Origin of the sequence: Chitinophaga filiformis (assembly GCF_900102545.1) — a bacterium.
Lineage (GTDB): Bacteria > Bacteroidota > Bacteroidia > Chitinophagales > Chitinophagaceae > Chitinophaga > Chitinophaga filiformis.
The window spans coordinates 401,069-419,855 of record NZ_FNBN01000004.1 but is presented as its reverse complement, the minus strand read 5'-3'; the positions used below and the strand labels follow the sequence as shown (position 1 = coordinate 419,855).

The following is an 18,787-nucleotide window of genomic DNA, read 5'->3' as shown; positions in this document are numbered from 1 at the left end:
ACAGTTTATGTGTAATAGATTAAGTAAATTTCACACCGGAAGATTATTCTCACTCTAACTGAATGACCTATGCGTGCATTTTTTCGCAGAAAAGTAAAGATAGTGTTGGTATTGGTGCTACTGATAGGAGGTGGTATGAGTATCATGGCTTATTATAACGATAAGGACAAATACTTCGAAATAGCCAAGAATCTCGACATATTCGCCGCCTTTTACCGGGAGCTAAATACCTATTACGTGGATGATCTGCCACCGGAAAAACTCATGTATAAGGGCATTGACGCCATGCTGGAAGAAACAGATCCTTATACCGACTTTGTGCCCGAAGAGAACCTGGATGAGCTGAAATTTATGGCCACCGGCAGATACGGAGGGGTAGGGGTTTCTGTTAACACAGACAGCGAACGTACCGTCATTACAGATGTGTATGAAGGCAGTCCGATGGATAAAGCCGGTGTAAAACCAGGAGATATTATCCTGTCGCTCGATGGCAAGCCAACCAAAGGCATGGACCAGGACGAGATCAGTCGTATACTAAAAGGCGCTCCAGGCTCCAGTCTGGCTATGGTGACCAAACATCCCGTAACAGGCGCTGAAAGCAATAAAAAGATCATCAGGGAAGAGATAAATGTAAGAGCTGTGAGCTACTCCGGTATTACAGGCACAGATATCGGTTATATCCGGATGACGCAGTTCACAGAGAACAGCGGCGACCTGGTACAGAGTGCTTTTGAAGAACTGAAGAAACAGTATCCCACTATGAAAGGACTGATCCTCGACCTGAGAGGCAATCCCGGTGGTTTGCTGGACGAAGCAGTGTCAGTGGCCAATATCTTCGTGGATAAGAATAAACTGATCGTCAGCACCAAAGGGAAGGTGAAAAGCTGGGACAGAGAGTACAAAACAGAAGAACCTGCAGTAGATGCACACATCCCGCTGGTAGTACTAACCAACCGTTCTTCTGCATCTGCTTCAGAGATCGTGGCAGGCGCCGTTCAGGACCTGGATAGAGGAGTGATTATCGGCCAGCGTTCTTTTGGTAAGGGACTGGTGCAGACTACCCGTCCGCTGCCTTATAATGCAAAACTGAAGGTAACTACAGCCAAATACTACACCCCCAGCGGTCGTTGTATACAGGCTATTGACTATTCCCACCGGAATAGTGACGGAGAAGTGGAATCCATGCCAGACTCCCTGCGCCGTTCATTCAATACCGCAGCTGGCCGTAAAGTGAGAGACGGAGGTGGTATTGAGCCGGATGATGCTGTAGAACCTACCATGCTCAGCCAGGTGTCTATCACCCTGTTACGCAAACTATACATTTTCGACTACGCTACCCAGTATTATTACAGCCATCCGAAATTACCGCAGGCCAGCACCTTTGCGCTGAGCGAAGATGACTTTGCAGATTTTCTGAAATACCTCGATGGCCGGAATTACAGCTACAAAACCCGTAGTGAAGAGGCGCTGGAAAGCTTCCAGGCTACAGCGAAGAAGGAAAAGTATTACGATGCTGTAGCAAAGGAATTTGAGTCATTGCAGATAAAAATGAAACATGATAAGAAGCAGGACCTGCTCAAGAATAAACAGGAGATCAAACGCCTGCTGGAAGAAGAGATCGTGAACCGGTATTATATGCAACGCGGACGTATAGAGAAATCATTATCCAGCGATAATGAAGTAAACGAAGCAATCGCTGTATTGCATGCACCGGAACGTTACCAGCAGTTGCTGAAATAATATTATCTTTTTAAATTTAGAGGAATAGTCCATAGACAGGATTGCCATGCACCTGTCTATAGACTATTTCGTTTTTCCACGGATATGTCCTATAGAAGATCCACGATTAGTTAATTGAATGATAACATAACAGGCAGGTCATTATCAATAATTTTACGTCTTTCCGTCAAGAATGTGAGATGTATGAAAGCCAATATATAGATCCTGCTGTATGGGAAGCTTGCAAAGCCGGAGACAAAGGGGCTTATGCCGATATCTATAAACTGTACTACCCCCGTTTATATAACTACGGATGCAAGTTGACAGACAATGTTGTGCTGATTGAAGACAGCATACAGGAGATCTTTGTCCGTTTCTGGATGAACCGCGAGCGAATGGCGGCCATCAGGGAATTCAGAAGCTACCTGTTTGTTTCTTTCCGCCATTGTCTGCTGAAATTATTATCTCAGCGCAAACAGGAAGATCTCCTGGATGATGAACAATACCCTTTTGCACTTGAAATATCCACAGAACAGCAGCAGCTTGCAAAAGAAGAACAACATGAACAGCTCCAGGCACTGAAGAGTGCTATGGAAAAACTCACTCCCCGCCAGAAGGAAGCGATATTCTTCCGCTTCTATGAAAACATGGAATATGAGGAGATCGCAGGCATCCTGCAGATCTCGGTAAAAGCCACATATAAGCTGATGGCCCGTGCCATTGATGTATTACGCGATGCTTATCACACCATGCCTTTAGTACCGGCTGTGATGACACTGGCTACACTTGCAGTCGCTTTAGGCAGTCTGCAGTTATCAATCGCGATACTTGGAACATCCTCGGGATTCCGTATTTAAATTTTTTCTAAAAAAAGTTTTCTCCCCATGGGGTAAAACTCCCGCCTCCCTGCTCCTATAGTTGTAACAGGCTAACATGGAGCATTCCAAAGACTACACATTTTTTACAACGGAAGATTTTATTAAAGACGATGCCTTCCAACGATGGGTAAAATACCCCGATGCAGTTAATGATGCATGGTGGCAGGCATGGCTAAAGGTGCACCCTGACAAGCAGCAGCAGGTGGAGGCAGCGCGTGCTTTCATCAGCAGTTTGCAATTCAAGGCACGATTACCTGATCAGGATGCGATTGCAGCGTCGCTGGCGCGCAACCTGTCTATGATAGAAGCTGCAGAGAGACAGGCCATGCCGGAAGTAAAGGTACGTGCTGTGAGAAAGCTCCTGTGGTGGGCTGCTGCTGCTGCGATTATCGTGAGCGTCGTGGTAGTGGGGAAGTACTTCGTGTTACGTGGGCCGGAAATGATGACTGTAAAAGGATATGCCGCAGCGGTAAGAACCGTATGGCTACCCGACAGTTCACTGGTTAGATTGAATGCGGGTGCCACGCTTTCATATCGTGCAGACTGGAAGCCTGGCGCTAAGCGGGAGATCTGGTTAAAGGGCGAAGCCTTTTTTGAAATTAAACCATCAGCTACGGGGATGCGTGCCGCAAATGAATTTGTAGTGCATAGTGACAATCTGCGTATCGATGTATTGGGTACGTCTTTCAATGTCAGAGAAGGTGGTGCCTCCACAACTGTTACCTTAAATACAGGCAAGATCAGGCTCCACTTCAAAGAGTTGCCGGAAACACCATTCATTCTTGATCCCGGCGATTTCGTGCAATATCAGGCAGTCAGCAATAAGATCATCAGAAAGAAAGTAAATCCATCACTATACGCTGTCTGGAAAGAAGAAAGGCAGTACCTGGATAAAGTAAGCTTACAGGATATAGGCCATTACATTGAAGATACCTATAGCTATCATGTAAAGATCAGCAATGCAACATTGGCAAAGCAACGGGTGTCTGGCAGCCTGAGTGTCAAAGACGAAGCCTCACTGCTGGAAACATTATCATTTGCATTAAACCTGAAAATTGAAAAGAAAGGAGATACTCTTTTCATACAATCCAGTAACCAATAAAATAATCAGAAATGCTCACAAATCTACCTCTCAGGACGTTGGGCAGATGTACCTTATTATGTGTGTGTCTGATCGGAAGGGCTGCCTATGCGCAGGACTTCGCGGTATTGAGTCAGCCGGCACATGACATACCCGCTTATACATCTGGTCAGCGTCAAATGCAGACACTGAAACAGATACTGCAGGACATTGAGAAGACGCATGGCGTCAGCTTCCTCTGCAGATCAGAATTATTGGAGATGAAGATTAATAAAGGCAGGGAAACTTTCCGCGAAAAATCCTTTGCACGCATCCTGCAATCATTGATCAGGCCTTACGGGCTCGAAATGAAACAGATCACCCCACGACAGTTTGCTATCTCCAGCGATGATGAGACCAAAGATACTAAAGCGCCCAATGCAGACGCCTCCGATGCTGCAATGGAACTCCAAACAGTATGGAGCAGTAATAGCGCTATTAACCACAATACCTGGCGGCGTATCCAGGTAATGCGTGTGAGCGGCACTGTAAAAGGCGCCGGCGGCGTGGCTTTGCCTGGTGTGAGTGTGGCCCTGAAAGGAAAGGGCAATGGTACCGTCACAGATGCGAACGGACACTTTGAGATCAGTGTTCCCGGTAATGATGCCGTGCTGGTATTCTCTTATGTAGGTTATTTTCAAAAAGAGGTGGCCGTTAACGGACAACAAGCGATAGAGATAGTATTGAATGAAGATACCCGTCAGTTGAACCAGGTTGTGGTAGTTGGATTTGGCACGCAGAAGAAAGTAAATCTGACTGGTGCGGTGAGCATGATAGGAGAAAAGGACCTTGCCAGCAGGCCGCTGACGTCTATGACTACAGCCTTACAGGGCCTGATGCCGGGATTGACCGTAGTCAGTAATACAGGTTTCCCCGGTGATCCGAAATCAACCATCAGGGTACGTGGTGTAGGTACTACCAACAATGCGAATCCTTTTATTCTGATTGATGGCGTGCCTGGTGATATCAACTTCCTGAACCCTGCAGATATCGAAAGTGTATCTGTATTGAAAGATGCAGCATCTGCATCCATCTATGGTTCACGTGCCGCCAATGGCGTGATACTTGTCACCACTAAAAAAGGTAAGCTGAACCAGGCGCCTACTGTCAGCTACAATGGTTACTATGGGCTGCAACGCCCATATGCAGTGCCTAAGATGCTGGATGCTGTAGAATATATGTCAATGCTCAACGAAGCACAACGCAATGTTGGGTTGCCGGAAACTTATACCGACGCTGATATTCAGAAAGCAAAAGATGGCAGCGATCCTGATTATTTTGCCAACACCAACTGGCCTAAAGCATTGATCAAAGATCATGCACCCCTGCAGGACCATAATGTAAGCCTTAACGGCGGCGCTCAGCATATGTCTTATTATCTTTCTTATGGAAGGCAGGATCAGAAAGGATTGGTAGTAGGCGATCAGTACAAGTTCCTGCGTAACAACGTGCGTGCAAGAGTGAATGCCTATTCCTTATTTGATGTCCTTGATATTGATGCTAATATTGGTTATATCGACCGTACACAGAACCAGCCTGCCGGAGGAACAGATTATAATTCTGGCCCAATCTACAGTGCACTGACCATGTCGCCGCTGAATCCTGTAAAATTCGGTAACGGCACCTGGGGATATGGCGGCGGTTCCAGCAATCCTGTAGCCATGGCCACAGATGGAGGATTTAACAATTTTAAGTCGCAGGAGCTGACAGGAAATGTTTCCGGTAAATTACACCTGCTTCCCCGCCTTGATATTACAGGACAATACGGAACGAATATTATCAATCAGAAGCGTAGTACATTTAATCGCAAGCTGGATTACTATTATCCTGATAGCGGAGAGTTCTGGTATACCAACTCCACCAGCAACAGCCTGGAGATGAGAGATTACACCAGTCGTATGAATAACCTTTCCCTCCTGATCAATTATGGTTTCAGCATCCAACAGCATCACGTGAAGTTACTGGGAGGCTATCAGCAGGAAACCTTCCGCTATGAATCTTTTTATGCAAGCAAACAGAATTTTGTAAGCGATGATGTGCCGGTCTTCAATCTTGGATCTGATAATCCTAATGCTACAGGTGACGCATATCAATATGCTTTGCGCTCCTGGTTTGGTCGCGTGAATTATGATTATAAAGAAAAGTACCTGCTGGAATTCAATCTTCGCTACGATGGTTCTTCCCGTTATGCGGCAGACAGGCGTTACGGCGCTTTCCCTTCTGCTTCAGCAGGCTGGCGCTTCACGCAGGAAGAATTCCTGAAAGGCAACAAATGGTTGAATGAAGGTAAGCTGAGAGTATCTTATGGTAATCTGGGTAATCAGTACGGAGCAGATGGCACTGCCTATTCAGAATGGTATCCTTATCAGGAAGTGCTGACAGGTGTATCTACGATGCCAATCGGTAATACACAGACCCGCGGATTGGCACAGACCAACCTGGCCAACCCGTTGTTAAGATGGGAAAAGGTAAATATGTTCAACGTAGGCGTTGACCTGGCTTTCCTGAACAGTCGCCTCGCAGTTACTGCCGACTGGTTCAACAAGCGCACCATGGACATACAGCTGAAAGTCCCACAGCCGGATGTATTAGGACTGGAAGTGCCTGATCAGAATGCTGGCAACGTATCCAATAAGGGTTGGGAACTTAGTGTAGCCTGGAACGATCATATCAGGGATTTCACCTACGGTCTTGTTGCGCAGCTATCTGATGTAAGGAACAGATTAGAAAGTCTTGGAGGAGCGCCGCCAGTGCTCGACGACAGGATCCGCCAGGTAGGTTATCCTATCGATGCTTTCTACGGATACAGAACAGATGGACTGGCACAGGAATCTGATTTTACAAAAGATGCAGTAACGGGAGCGCTCACGCCAAGGTTTGCCATCTTTGATGCAGATAAAGGAAAGGTTGGACCTGGTGATATCAGATACAGGGACCTGAACGGAGACAATAAAATTACAGCAGATAAAGACCGTGAGGTGATTGGTGATGCATTCCCACGGTACACATATTCATTGAGAGGTAACCTGGGCTGGAAGAATATAGATTTCTCCTTTTTTCTGCAGGGAGTAGGTAAGGGGAATGGTTATGTAGCAGGAATAGGTATGCATACTTTCCAGGCATATGGCTCTTATCCGCAGGAGGTGCACAGGGATCACTGGACGCCAGAAAACACAGATGCCTGGTATCCGCGCTTTACTTTCCTGGATACCCGCAACAGCGGCCGCCTGTCTGACTACTGGCTGCAGAATGCTGCATACCTGCGTCTGAAGAATATCCAGCTAGGCTATACATTCCCTGCACAATGGTTCAGCAAAGTAAGAATACAGCGGCTCAGGGCTTATGTATCAGCAGATAATCTGCTGACAAAGACAAAGTTCTTCTATGCCTATGATCCTGAAACGATCTCTACTAACGGCGGTGAATATCCGCAGGTGAAATCAGTGGTGTTCGGTATAAACGTCAACTTTAAATAAAACAGCAATGCATCGTAAACATATTTTATATGGTATCCTGATAATAGTGGCAGGCTGCAGCGCAGGCTGTTCAAAGGACTTCCTTGATCGTCCGGCGCTTGATGCTATTACCAGCGAACAGTTCTGGAAAACAGAACCACAGCTGAAACTGGCAGTGAACGGCTGTTACGATTATCTGAAAGGAAAGAATGTAGTCGACATGGAGAATATGGGAGATAACACCATTTATCCTCCTTTAAGTGACTACCTGAATATTTCAACGGGCAATTTTGACTTCACATTAGGTACACTGAATTCCGAATGGCTGAATCAGTATAAAGGTATCCGCCGTTGTAACCACTTCCTGGAGAACTATCAGAAGGCACAGGGAATCAAAGAAAGCAGCCTGAAGCAATATGCAGGAGAAGTGCGCTTTCTAAGAGCCTTCCTGTACAGCTATCTTAGTTTCTTTTTCGGAGATGTACCACTGGTGACAAACACCCTGAATATTGGTGATGAACAGATCTATGGACCTCGTACACCAAGAGCGGAAGTGGTGGATTTCATATTACAGCAGCTGGATTCAGCCGCAGTTGAACTGCCGGCAACATATGGAGCAGCTGATGTAGGACGTATCACGAAAGGAGCAGCGTTGGGCTGGAAGTCGAGGGTAGCACTGTTCTACGGCAAATATGATGTGGCTGAAGCGGCGGCAAAAGCAGTGATGGACCTGAATGTATATAAGCTGTATACGAACGGAAATCCTGCTACCAGTTATAATGAACTGTTCACACACAAAGGGAAACTGGCTGCAGGCGCTAACAAAGAAACCATGCTGGCACGTTTATATCTCATCGATATCTCTATGCATAATATGAGTCGTGAAGCGCAGGTACCTGATCAGACATCACGTTTTAATCCTACCAGGTCGCTCGTGGATGCTTACCTCTGTGCAGATGGTATGCCTATTGAAAAATCTCCTTTGTATAATGAAAGCACACAGACTGCATATGGAGACGTATTCCAGAACAGGGACCCGAGGATGAAGCAAACCATTCTGGCGCCCGGTGCTACCTGGGGAGGGAAAGATGATGGTGATGCAGATGCAAGCCCTTCAGACATTTATAATCTTCCAAAATTCAATTCTGATAAAAAAGGTTGTGTAACCGCAACGGGTTATTACTTTACCAAGTACGTGCAGGTGTCTGCCGTTGCTACTTATAACAAAGATCCGAATGATATCCATATCATGCGTTATGCAGAAGTGCTGCTGAACTATGCAGAAGCCAGGGAAATGCAGGGTAAGCTGACGCAGGAAGACCTGGACATCAGCATCAACCTGCTGAGAGACCGTGTGGGTATGCATCATATGATCATCTCAGAGCTGAATAGCTGGGGAATGGACCTGCGTGAAGAGATCCGCCGTGAAAGACGTGTGGAACTGGCATTGGAAGGACAACGTTACTTTGACTTGTTGCGCTGGAAGAAGGGAGACCTGCTGGCGCAGGATGTAAAAGGTATGAAGAAAGACTTTGTACCTGATTACATGAAGCCTTATGTAGCCAGCGTACCGGTAGATGCGAAGGGGTATATGATCATCAATACCAACCGCCGTTTTACTGATCCTAAAAACTATCTGTGGCCGATACCATTAACGCAGTGGCAGCGCAACCCTGAACTGGGGCAGAATCCAGGATGGGAGTAATGATAAAAGCGATTTAAATGATGAGGAGTTTATTAATTACATGGATCGTGTTCGTACTTGCAGCATGCGGTGGAGAACAGAAGCTTACAAAGAATACAGGAAAACAACCGGATACGTTGAAGGTATTAAGTTACAATATCCATCATGCTAATCCGCCTTCCCGTCCGGGATTGATAGACCTGGATGCCATCGCACGTGTGATCAATGAGCAACAGCCTGATTTCGTTGCTTTGCAGGAAGTAGATGTGCATACCGGACGTTCCGGAAGGGATGTACATGAAGCAGACGTGCTCGCTGCAAAGACAGGTATGCATGCCTTCTTTGCAAAGGCCATTCCCTATGATGGCGGAGAGTATGGTATCGCGATACTGTCACGCTACCCGCTGAAGGAATCACATGCATATGCTTTACCATCTGTTCCTGATGTAAAAGCAGAGCCCAGGGCATTGTGTACTGTCACCGTCACATTGCCGGAAGGAAGGCAGTTGATGATAGCCAGCACACACCTGGATGTAACGAAGAGTGACAGCAACAGGATATTGCAAACAAGGGAGATCTCCCGCATATTAAGGCAGGCAGCAATGCCGGTGATACTGGCGGGGGATATGAATGCAAAAGAGGGGAGTAGGGCAATCAGTATACTTGACAGTACTTTTACCCGTACCTGTAAAAATTGTCCGTTTACGATACCTGTAGAAGTGCCGAAGAGCGCTATTGATTTTATCATGTACAGGCCTGCTGCTGCATTTCGGGTAGTGCAGCATCGGGTGATCCCTGAGCGTTATGCATCCGACCATTTGCCGGTAATGGCTACGCTGATATTTTAAGAGAAAAGCGGGAAAATTATGATTTCCCGCTTTTTAATTATAAATTATACTTCTCTTATGCTCCAAGACACGTTATTGTAAAACTAAATGAAAACACATGCCTGAAAATTCTAACAACAATTCACGCCGGGGCTTTATAACCAAACTGGCTAAGGGTGTCGTAGGCGCATCTTTGTTGCCCAACATCATCACAGCTGCTGACAGGCAGCGTAACCTTCAGTCACTGTATCGCGTCAACGAAAAGTACAGCGCCAATGATCAGATACAGATCGCGCTGATCGGTGCAGGTGGTATGGGTACAGCCGATACCAATACTGCGATTACGGTACCCGGTGTTAAACTGATTGCTGCCTGCGATCTCTATGACGGCCGGCTGGCAGATGCAAAGAAGAAATGGGGTAATGATATTGCTACTACCCGCGATTACAGGGAGATCCTGGAGCGGAAGGATGTAGATGCGGTGATCATTGCTACACCCGACTTCTGGCATAAGGACATCTCTGTAGCAGCGATGAATAAAGGAAAGTCTGTTTACTGTGAGAAGCCTATGGTACACGATATAACTGAAGGCCCCGCTGTAGTGGAAGCCCAACAGAAGAATGGCAAGGTCGTATACCAGGTGGGTAGTCAGGGTATGAGTTCCCTTGGGAATGAAAAGGCAAAACAATTATTAAAGGAAGGCGCCATTGGTAAGCTTAATTATGCAGAAGGCTTCTGGGCCCGTATGTCTCCAACGGGCGCCTGGCAATATCCTATCCCGGCGGATGCATCACCGAAAACGGTTGACTGGACTACATACCTGGAGCATGCCCCCAAGCGGGAGTTTGACCCGCTGCGCTTCTTCCGCTGGCGTAATTACAGGGACTATGGAACAGGCGTATCCGGCGATCTGTTTGTGCACCTGTTCTCCAGCCTGCATTTTGTAACTGGATCTATCGGTCCCAATAAAGTAATGGCAACAGGCGGCTTGCGTTACTGGAACGATGGCCGTGAAGTACCTGATATTATGCTGGGTATGTTTGACTATCCTGAAACAGAAGTGCATCCTGCATTTAATCTCTCACTGCGTGTAAACTTTGTAGATGGTACCGGTGGCACCAACTATCTGCGTATGGTGGGCAGCGAAGGCTCTATGACGGTGGAATGGGATAAAGTAACCCTGTACCGCAACAGGAATCATGTAGATGCATCTGATCCGTTAACGCAGGGTAAAAAGGATACAGATACAGGCAAGCAATATGTGTATGACCGTAAGGATATGCTGCCTCCTGAAAAGCTGGAGTATGTAGCAGAAGAGGGATATAAAGGAGCACACTTCGATCATTTTTACAATCTGTTCAACGCAATGCGTACCGGCGGTAAGGTGCACGAAGATGCATTGTTTGGCTACCGCGCAGCAGCACCTGCATTGTTATGTAACGACAGTTATTTTCAGAACCGTATTATTCATTGGGATCCTAAGGCCCTCAAATTGATAAACAAATAAAAAAGCAATCATGATGAAGAAATTATTTGTTCCCGTAATGTCTGTAATGGCTATCAGCGTAATGTCATGTGGTGGCAGTACCGGTTCCACCAGTAACGATTCTACTGCTGTAAAAGAAGATACGAGTGCACAGGCTGCACCTGTAACTGATACTGCGCAGAATGTATTGTCAGATACTGAAAAATCAGAAGGCTGGGTGCTGCTCTTCAATGGCCAGAACCTGGATGGATGGCATATCTACAAAGGCAAAACGTCTAACAGCTGGGTAGCTGAGAATGGAACATTGCATTGCCTGGGTAGCGAGAAAGATAAGAGTGATAAACGTGCAGACCTGACAAGCAACGATACATACGAAAACTTCGAGTTTACGACAGATTGGAAAATAGCGCCTAAGGGTAATAGCGGTATTATTTACCTGGCTTCTGAGGATGAGGATGCTGCTTACCTGAGTGGTCCCGAATATCAGTTAATAGATGATGAGAACTTCCCTGAGAAACTGGAAGAATGGCAGAAAACAGGCGCTAACTATGCGATGGGCGCACCATTGGTAAAAGCTGCAAAACCAGTAGGCGAATGGAATCATACGCGTATTGTAGTGAACAAAGGACATGTGGAACATTGGCTGAATGGTCAGAAAACAGCTGACTACCAGATCGGTTCTCCTGAATGGAAGAAAGCGAAGGCAGAAGGGAAGTGGAAGGATGCGAAGAAATATGGGGAAACAAAGAAGGGACATATTGATCTGCAGGACCACGGCAGTGAAGTATGGTTCAAAAATGTAAAGATCAAACAGCTGTAAGCAGCCAGGAAGCTTCCTGAAAGTACTTGTATAAGTAGTCTATATGAACAGCGGCCGTATCATACTTTGATACGGCCGCTGTAGCTTTATAGCAATGTACTATTAATTAGATAGCAGCTTCGTAATTTTTAGCAACTGCATCCCAGTTTACAACGCTCCAGAAAGCTTTCAGGTACTCCGGACGACGGTTCTGGTACTTCAGGTAGTAAGCATGTTCCCAAACGTCGATACCCAATACTGGTGTACCTTTTACTTCAGCAACATCCATCAGCGGATTGTCCTGGTTAGGAGTAGAAGTGATTTCCAGTTTGCCATCCTTTACGATCAGCCATGCCCAGCCTGAACCGAAACGGGTAGCACCTGCATTCGCAAATTTTTCCTGGAATTCAGCGAAAGAACCGAAAGTGCTTTTGATTGCATCAGCCAGTTTACCTGTAGGTTCACCACCAGCATTAGGGCCGATCACTTTCCAGAAGAAGCTGTGGTTCCAGTGGCCACCACCATTGTTTCTCACAGCAGGGCTTATTTTACCAGCGCTTGCTACCAGCTCTTCCAGGGATTTATTTTCATTTTCAGTACCGGCAATTGCTTTGTTCAGGTTGTCTACATAAGCCTGATGATGCTTACCGTGGTGAATTTCCATTGTCAGTTTGTCGATATGCGGTTCCAGTGCGTCGTGTGCGTACGGTAAGCTCGGAAGTGTGAATGCCATAACTTAATGTTTTATTGCGTTAATGAATACGTTAATGAATATGTGTCTCAAAAAGAGTTTCCAAATTTACTGCCTAATATCATAAATATCAAAACAGGTCCCGCCCGTTATTCTTATTCCGGACGGACTAGGTAGTTCCGCCCAATTCGCATACCAATTGTGTTGGATATATGCTTTTTTATTTTATATTTACGTTAAGCGTTGTAACAACTTTTCGTATTACATTCCTGTTCGTATAAACGTGAAAGTTACAATACTATACAAATCCTACGCTGATGTATAGGAGGTGAGGATTATTGCGCCATTCTTGACCAATTGGTTTCAGCTATTGTTTGTATAAAACTTAATGTATGTTGACAGATTCGGACATGGGCCAGAACTATTCCCTCAACGCCTTGCAGAAAGAAAATGAACTATTAAAGACGCGGATCCAATCGCTGGAAGGTCTCTTGAACAACGTACCAGCCATGCTTTATACACACCAGAACAGCACAAAGACGATCAACTGGTGTAACCGCTATATGGAAGATGTAACAGGATACACTATGGCGGAGATGAACAGCATGGGTTTGGATTTCTTTAGAGATATCATGCATCCGGATGACTTTGACCTGGCTGTGATAGCCCAACAGTCGTTCAAAGAGAATAAGAATGTTTTCGGGGGAGTATTAAGATTCCGTAAACGGGGTACTGACAACTGGTACTGGCTGACGGGGCTTGCTATTCCGTATACCCGCGATGAACACGGAAATGTAAAGGAGGTGATCTGCGCTTTTGTGGATATGACCATGGCAATGGACACTAACGACCAGCTGGCGGAGGCGATGTTGGAAGTGATGCGCCGCAAGCATGAAGATGTGATCAGCAAACTGACGTCCCGCGAGCGGGATATTCTGAAGTTAGCCGTTAAAGGATTGAATAATAAGGAGATAGCTGCAGCACTGAACCTGAGCCGGTATACTGTTGAAACCCACCGGAAGAATATCAGGATCAAACTGAAAGTGCGGAATACTACCGAACTGATAGCCCTGGCAAGAAAGGTTGGTTATCAGTGATTTGTATAGTAATTAATGCCGCCAGGGCACCCGCCGGCGGTATAAAAATACCCAAGCTTGGGTATTTGAAGCCAAAACAAACTCGACTAATTTAGTGGCATTAACCGAAACAGATTTAAAACGTTAGAAAGACATTTCTGAAACCCCTATTGCCATGATTACAGAGGAAAGTGCATTTAGTATACTGCAGCTTGACGGTTCAGCAACAGCGGAGGAGATAACTGCAAGATATGAAGCGTTAAAATTTCAATATAAAAAGATCAAAGATGAGACGGGAGATCTTAAAACCCGTCTGGCCTATCAACTGAAGCAGATTGAGCTTGACGACGTCTATATTTATTTCAGAAGAAAACAAAGGATATAAGTAAAGCATTTGTTCTTCATTCGTTGTGTTTTTGACCCGGCTTTCGTCCGTTGTTTGTATCTTCTTCAAATATTAACTTTCTCATCTAAAGTCATTTCCATATTGTCGTCTTTTATCATACATTTATACCCATAAACTCCAATATATGGGTACTGTATACATTATCATCGCCGTATTGGTTGTACTGATCATCTTTTCAAGCTTTGTGACAGTACAGCAGGGTACCATCGGCGTCACCACAATTTTCGGAAAATATAACCGAGTGTTATTCCCCGGACTGAATTTCAAAGTCCCCCTGATCGAGAAGGTATTTAAACGTATCTCTATCCAGAACCGTTCTGTAGAACTGGAATTCCAGGCTATTACTATCGATCAGGCCAATGTTTATTTCAAGGCCATGTTGCTTTATTCTGTATGGAATCAGGATGAAGAAACGCTAAAGAATGTTGCTTTCAAGTTCGTAGACGAGCGCAGCTTCATGCAGGCCCTGATCCGTACTATTGAAGGCTCTATCCGTGGTTTTGTTGCGACCAAACGCCAGTCGGAAGTACTGGGGCTGCGTCGTGATATTACTGAGCACGTAAAGGAGCAGATCGATAAGACCCTGGAAGACTGGGGATATCATCTGCAGGACCTTCAAATGAACGATATCACTTTTGATGACGCCATCATGAAATCCATGGCGCAGGTGGTAGCATCTAACAACCTGAAGGCGGCAGCTGAAAATGAAGGTCAGGCATTGCTGATCACCAAAACCAAGGCTGCGGAAGCAGATGGTAACGCCATCAAGATCGCTGCGGAAGCAGAGCGTCAGGCGGCACAGTTACGCGGTATGGGTGTGGCCCTGTTCCGTGAGGAGGTAGCTAAAGGTATGACCATGGCGGCAAAGGAAATGCAGCAGGCCAACCTGGATACTTCCGTGATCCTCTTCTCCATGTGGACAGAGGCGATCAAACACTTTGCGGAAAACTCCAAAGGCAACGTGATCTTCCTGGATGGTTCATCTGAAGGTATGGATCATACCATGCAGCAGATGATGGCGATGAATAAACTGATGGAAGACAGAAGTAAAAAATAATCTTGCGGCATTTCAGCTCCTGCCGGAGCTGTAGTGTTTGTAGCCCGGGATGGTAACCTGGGAACAAAACGAATGCATAAATTAAATACGAAACCGGGGTTATCTGTATCAGATAACCCCGGTTTTATTTTATGGTCTTCTTTGTGCAAAGAAGGTCTTGACAAGCTGAAGGCTTTCCTCTTCACAGGGGCCTTGTTCTACTTTTGTTTTAGGATGGAAGGGTGAGCTGTCACCCGCTACTTTACGGTAGCTGTGTTTATCATCCTTTGCTGCATATACAATACGTCCGATCTTACTCCAGTAAAGGGCGCCTGCACACATCAGGCAGGGCTCCAGCGTAACATACAGCGTAGCTTCCATCAGGTATTTACTACCCAGGTAATTGAACGCAGAGGTTAAGGCGATCATTTCTGCATGTGCGGTACAGTCGTTCAGCCTTTCTACCTGGTTATAACCTTTCCCTATTATTTTATCGCTCATCACCACGATAGCACCCACAGGAACTTCTCCGTCATCAAAAGCTTTCCTGGCCTCCCGGAGTGCCTGTTGCATGTAATATTTATCGTCCATATACCTGTTTATTGTTCGGTGGCGGGTGACTGCATCAGGTTCAGAAAATCATCTTCACTCAGTATCCTGATGGTATTGATCTTTTTCGCCTTTTCCAGCTTACTGCCGGCATCTTCACCCACTATCAGGAAATTCAGTTTACTGCTTACGCCACTGAGGATCTTTCCGCCCTGTTCTTCCACCATCGCTTCCGCATCACTGCGTTTCAGTTTATTGAGTGTACCGGTGAATAAGAAGGTCTGCCCATCCAGGCTGCCTCCTGAAGGATGATCTGACCTGGTACTTTTCAGGTTTACGCCCAGTGTTTCCAGTTCCTGCAGCATATGGATGTTGTCTTCTGTATGGAAGAACTGTTTGATACTGCCGGCTACTTTAGGCCCGATATCTTCCAGCTGCAGCAATTGCTCTTCCGTCCACTCTTTATAGTCAAGCAGGTGGTTCACAGCATTCGCCAGTGTTTTTGCGGTGGTCTCTCCCACATAGCGAATCCCTAGTCCAAACACCAGCCGGTGCAGGGGCTGTGCTTTAGACTGTTCTATAGCAGTTTGCAGATTGGTGAGCGATTTCTTTCCAAAACCTTCGAGTTGTTCCAGTTTGCTGAAATCTATCTTATAAATGCCCGGGATGTCTTTCATCAGACCAAGGCTGTAGAACTTGCGCACATTGCTTTCACCCAGACTACGGATGTCCATGGCATCTTTGCTCACGAAGTGGATCATTCTTTCTACCACCTGCGCTTCACAGTTCAGGTTGATACAGCGCCATACGCTTTCCCCTTCCGGTTTGAACAGCGGTTCATCGCAGACAGGGCATTTAGTAGGGAATTTAATATCTTCTTCTGAGCCGTCCCGCAGGTCAGCCAGTGATTTTACGATGTACGGGATTACGTCGCCGGCTCTTTCCACCAGTACGGTATCACCGATCTTGAGATCTTTCTCGCGAACCACATCTTCGTTAAAAAGGGAAATGGAACCAACGGTAACACCGCCAATAGGAACAGGATCAATCTTCGCTACCGGCGTAACAGAGCCTGTTCTTCCTACCTGGAACTCTACCTTCCTTAGTTTACTAGTTGCTTGTCTTGCCTTGAACTTATAGGCCATGGCCCAGCGGGGGTGGTGCGTAGTCATACCCAGCTTATCCTGCAGGGCATAATCATTCACTTTGATCACCATGCCATCTATCTCGTATGGCAGGCTATCTCTTTCCTTCTCGAATTCCAGCACATAATCGATCACGGCCTGAATGCCTTTCACCACTTTCATTTCCTTTGCAGGTGAGCGGAAGCCCAGCTGTGAAAGCATCTGAAGTGTATTGCTATGTGATCTGATCTCTTCCGGTTCAGCCTTTCCGTCTGTCATTGTATGATAGCTCATATGATAGAGGAAGGCTTCCAGTCCGCGTTTGGCTACTTCGCGGGGATCCACCATACGGAGAGATCCGGAGGCTGCGTTACGTGGATTGGCAAGCGGTGGCAGGTTATCTGCCGCGCGCTGTTCATTATAGGCTTTGAAAGTATTTTTATTGATCAGGACTTCTCCTCTTATTTCAATGGTCTGAATACCATGTGCAGCGAAGCTGGCGCCCAGCGGGATAGAACGGATCTGCCGGATGTTGGTGGTAATATCTTCACCAGATACGCCGTCGCCACGGGTAGCGCCCCTGGTCAGCTTGTCGTTCTCATATATAAGAGAAATACTGGCGCCGTCAAATTTGGGCTCAATACAGTATTCTATTTCGCTAAGACCGCTGATCTCTCTGGCTTTGCGATCCCAGTCATTCAGATCGTCTGCATCGTAGGAGTTTTCCAGGCTCAGCATGGGTACGAGGTGCTGTACTGTGGGGAAGGCTTTGGTGAGGCCCTGTGCTACACGCTGGGTGGGGGAGTCTGCGCTGACCTTGTCCGGATTCGCGGTTTCCAGTTCTTTTAACCAGGCATACAACTGATCATATTCGTAATCACTTAAAACGGGGTCGCTTTGCACATAGTAGCGCCAGTCATTGTAAATAATAACCCGGCGCAGGCCATCCAGGGTTTCATCAAGATCCTGAATGGTTTCTTTTTGCTGCAATTTACTTAACAGGTCCTTTGCTAATTGTAGCAAAGTAATTTCTATTTCTTTCGTATACATATGAAAATACTATCAGTGTGTAAAATACAAATACTTTGAAAGTTATAGTGGAAAATGATTTAAAATCCTTTGTGGTGGCCTTTGGGGGCTTAATCTGGTGCTGTCTGTATTTATTTTTTTTGAGAAAAAGACGTTAAAAAAGTTTTTTATTAACAAAAATTTAATTAAGATTGTGTAACGAAACGAAAGTATCTGAAAGGACCAAAATTTAAATCTGAATTTCTGAGGTAGCAAGTGCCAATTTTGAAAACCCGCTAACAGAAATTCAAAAGAACGAAGAAATGTAGATTTTTGACCGTATTGCTTTTATAATATTTCCATGTTACGTTAAAAATTGCTTTTATAAATTTCCATGTTACGTTAAAAATTGCTTTTATAAATTTCCATGTTAGGATATGCTTTTATGATTCTACGTTAATGCTTTTATGTAATTCCATGTTAGAATATTAGCCTTTATAAGTTCCACGTATATAGATTCCACGTAAAATATTATCTAATTCCACGTCAATGAAATCTCGCAGTATGTAATAAAGCCGTGAGATTTTCTTCCCCTGCATAAATTTTTTATGCAGGGGCATTTTATTTTAGGCCGGTTCTGGCGCCCGTTTCGTTTTACCTCGGGGGGCGAACCATTTCGTCCCGGGGCTGTCACCCCGGGCTACAAACAATAAGACTCCTCCGGGGTCTATTGACGCGAATGATCCTTTCAGACACCGCTTTGATACCGCTTTGATACCGCTAATGCTGCGTTGATCTTACGTTCATGAACGCAGGATCAACGCAGCATTAGCGGTATCAAAGCGGTATCAAGCCGGGATGCTACGGACACAAAATAGCCCGTACAAAGTATTACCAATGTACGGGCATCGTTCTGGTATAACCATGGG

At 45.7% G+C, this 18,787-nt stretch carries 14 protein-coding genes; 11 read left to right on the top strand and 3 right to left on the bottom strand.

The annotated features are described in order from the left end of the window. Positions 1-69 precede the first annotated feature (69 nt). The 8 genes from BLR32_RS19540 to BLR32_RS19505 all read left to right on the top strand — a co-directional run bounded on the left by BLR32_RS19540 (position 70) and on the right by BLR32_RS19505 (position 11,989). Positions 70-1,740 (top strand): S41 family peptidase, encoded by a 1,671-nt coding sequence (locus BLR32_RS19540; RefSeq protein ID WP_089834526.1) that lies wholly within the window; start codon positions 70-72, stop codon positions 1,738-1,740. Positions 1,741-1,919: 179 nt separating this feature from the next. After that, entirely contained in the window at positions 1,920-2,576 is a 657-nt protein-coding gene (locus BLR32_RS19535) for an RNA polymerase sigma factor (RefSeq protein WP_089834525.1), read from the top strand. 76 nt (positions 2,577-2,652) lie between these two features. Next, complete coding sequence (locus BLR32_RS19530; RefSeq protein ID WP_089834524.1) at positions 2,653-3,699, top strand: FecR family protein; 1,047 nt, start codon at positions 2,653-2,655, stop codon at positions 3,697-3,699. A gap of 11 nt (positions 3,700-3,710) precedes the next feature. Then, a complete protein-coding gene (locus tag BLR32_RS19525) occupies positions 3,711-7,193 on the top strand; it encodes a SusC/RagA family TonB-linked outer membrane protein (RefSeq protein ID WP_089834523.1) in 3,483 nt (1,160 codons plus the stop codon). Between the two features lie 7 nt (positions 7,194-7,200). Further along, complete coding sequence (locus tag BLR32_RS19520; RefSeq protein WP_089834522.1) at positions 7,201-8,877, top strand: RagB/SusD family nutrient uptake outer membrane protein; 1,677 nt, start codon at positions 7,201-7,203, stop codon at positions 8,875-8,877. 17 nt (positions 8,878-8,894) lie between these two features. Next, a complete protein-coding gene (locus BLR32_RS19515; RefSeq protein WP_245705469.1) occupies positions 8,895-9,704 on the top strand; it encodes an endonuclease/exonuclease/phosphatase family protein in 810 nt (269 codons plus the stop codon). 97 nt (positions 9,705-9,801) lie between these two features. Then, positions 9,802-11,190 (top strand): Gfo/Idh/MocA family protein, encoded by a 1,389-nt coding sequence (locus BLR32_RS19510; RefSeq protein ID WP_089834520.1) that lies wholly within the window; start codon positions 9,802-9,804, stop codon positions 11,188-11,190. 10 nt (positions 11,191-11,200) lie between these two features. Beyond that, entirely contained in the window at positions 11,201-11,989 is a 789-nt protein-coding gene (locus tag BLR32_RS19505) for a 3-keto-disaccharide hydrolase (RefSeq protein WP_245705468.1), read from the top strand. Between the two features lie 106 nt (positions 11,990-12,095). Here the strand turns inward: BLR32_RS19505 and BLR32_RS19500 are convergent, their stop codons facing one another. Then, entirely contained in the window at positions 12,096-12,701 is a 606-nt protein-coding gene (locus tag BLR32_RS19500; RefSeq protein WP_089834519.1) for a superoxide dismutase, read from the bottom strand. A gap of 350 nt (positions 12,702-13,051) precedes the next feature. On the opposite strand from BLR32_RS19500, the gene BLR32_RS34100 reads away from it, so the two are divergent. The 3 genes from BLR32_RS34100 (at position 13,052) to BLR32_RS19485 (ending at position 15,198) form a co-directional block, all read left to right on the top strand. After that, positions 13,052-13,756 carry a LuxR C-terminal-related transcriptional regulator gene (locus BLR32_RS34100; RefSeq protein WP_176842349.1) on the top strand — a complete coding sequence of 235 codons (705 nt, stop codon included), beginning with the start codon at positions 13,052-13,054 and terminating at the stop codon, positions 13,754-13,756. A gap of 154 nt (positions 13,757-13,910) precedes the next feature. After that, on the top strand, positions 13,911-14,120 hold the full coding sequence (locus BLR32_RS19490) for a hypothetical protein (RefSeq protein WP_089834518.1): 210 nt from the start codon (positions 13,911-13,913) through the stop codon (positions 14,118-14,120). 145 nt (positions 14,121-14,265) lie between these two features. After that, on the top strand, positions 14,266-15,198 hold the full coding sequence (locus BLR32_RS19485; protein WP_089834517.1) for an SPFH domain-containing protein: 933 nt from the start codon (positions 14,266-14,268) through the stop codon (positions 15,196-15,198). A 129-nt stretch (positions 15,199-15,327) separates the two neighbouring features. On the opposite strand, the gene BLR32_RS19480 is transcribed toward BLR32_RS19485, so the two are convergent. Beyond that, positions 15,328-15,768: a nucleoside deaminase gene (locus BLR32_RS19480; protein ID WP_089834516.1), complete on the bottom strand. Its 441-nt coding sequence runs from the start codon at positions 15,766-15,768 to the stop codon at positions 15,328-15,330. Between the two features lie 8 nt (positions 15,769-15,776). Further along, the gene (gene ligA, locus BLR32_RS19475; RefSeq protein ID WP_245705467.1) at positions 15,777-17,873 is read right to left on the bottom strand and encodes an NAD-dependent DNA ligase LigA; all 2,097 of its coding nucleotides are present in this window, start codon (positions 17,871-17,873) and stop codon (positions 15,777-15,779) included. Positions 17,874-18,787: the final 914 nt, after the last annotated feature.

Bases quoted from the DNA above. Each gene is read 5' to 3' on its own strand.
- BLR32_RS19540 (WP_089834526.1), top strand. From the start codon at position 70: ATGCGTGCATTTTTTCGCAGAAAAGTAAAGATAGTGTTGGTATTGGTG.
- BLR32_RS19535 (WP_089834525.1), top strand. From the start codon at position 1,920: ATGTATGAAAGCCAATATATAGATCCTGCTGTATGGGAAGCTTGCAAA.
- BLR32_RS19530 (WP_089834524.1), top strand. From the start codon at position 2,653: ATGGAGCATTCCAAAGACTACACATTTTTTACAACGGAAGATTTTATT.
- BLR32_RS19525 (WP_089834523.1), top strand. From the start codon at position 3,711: ATGCTCACAAATCTACCTCTCAGGACGTTGGGCAGATGTACCTTATTA.
- BLR32_RS19520 (WP_089834522.1), top strand. From the start codon at position 7,201: ATGCATCGTAAACATATTTTATATGGTATCCTGATAATAGTGGCAGGC.
- BLR32_RS19515 (WP_245705469.1), top strand. From the start codon at position 8,895: ATGATGAGGAGTTTATTAATTACATGGATCGTGTTCGTACTTGCAGCA.
- BLR32_RS19510 (WP_089834520.1), top strand. From the start codon at position 9,802: ATGCCTGAAAATTCTAACAACAATTCACGCCGGGGCTTTATAACCAAA.
- BLR32_RS19505 (WP_245705468.1), top strand. From the start codon at position 11,201: ATGATGAAGAAATTATTTGTTCCCGTAATGTCTGTAATGGCTATCAGC.
- BLR32_RS19500 (WP_089834519.1), bottom strand. From the start codon at position 12,701: ATGGCATTCACACTTCCGAGCTTACCGTACGCACACGACGCACTGGAA.
- BLR32_RS34100 (WP_176842349.1), top strand. From the start codon at position 13,052: ATGTTGACAGATTCGGACATGGGCCAGAACTATTCCCTCAACGCCTTG.
- BLR32_RS19490 (WP_089834518.1), top strand. From the start codon at position 13,911: ATGATTACAGAGGAAAGTGCATTTAGTATACTGCAGCTTGACGGTTCA.
- BLR32_RS19485 (WP_089834517.1), top strand. From the start codon at position 14,266: ATGGGTACTGTATACATTATCATCGCCGTATTGGTTGTACTGATCATC.
- BLR32_RS19480 (WP_089834516.1), bottom strand. From the start codon at position 15,768: ATGGACGATAAATATTACATGCAACAGGCACTCCGGGAGGCCAGGAAA.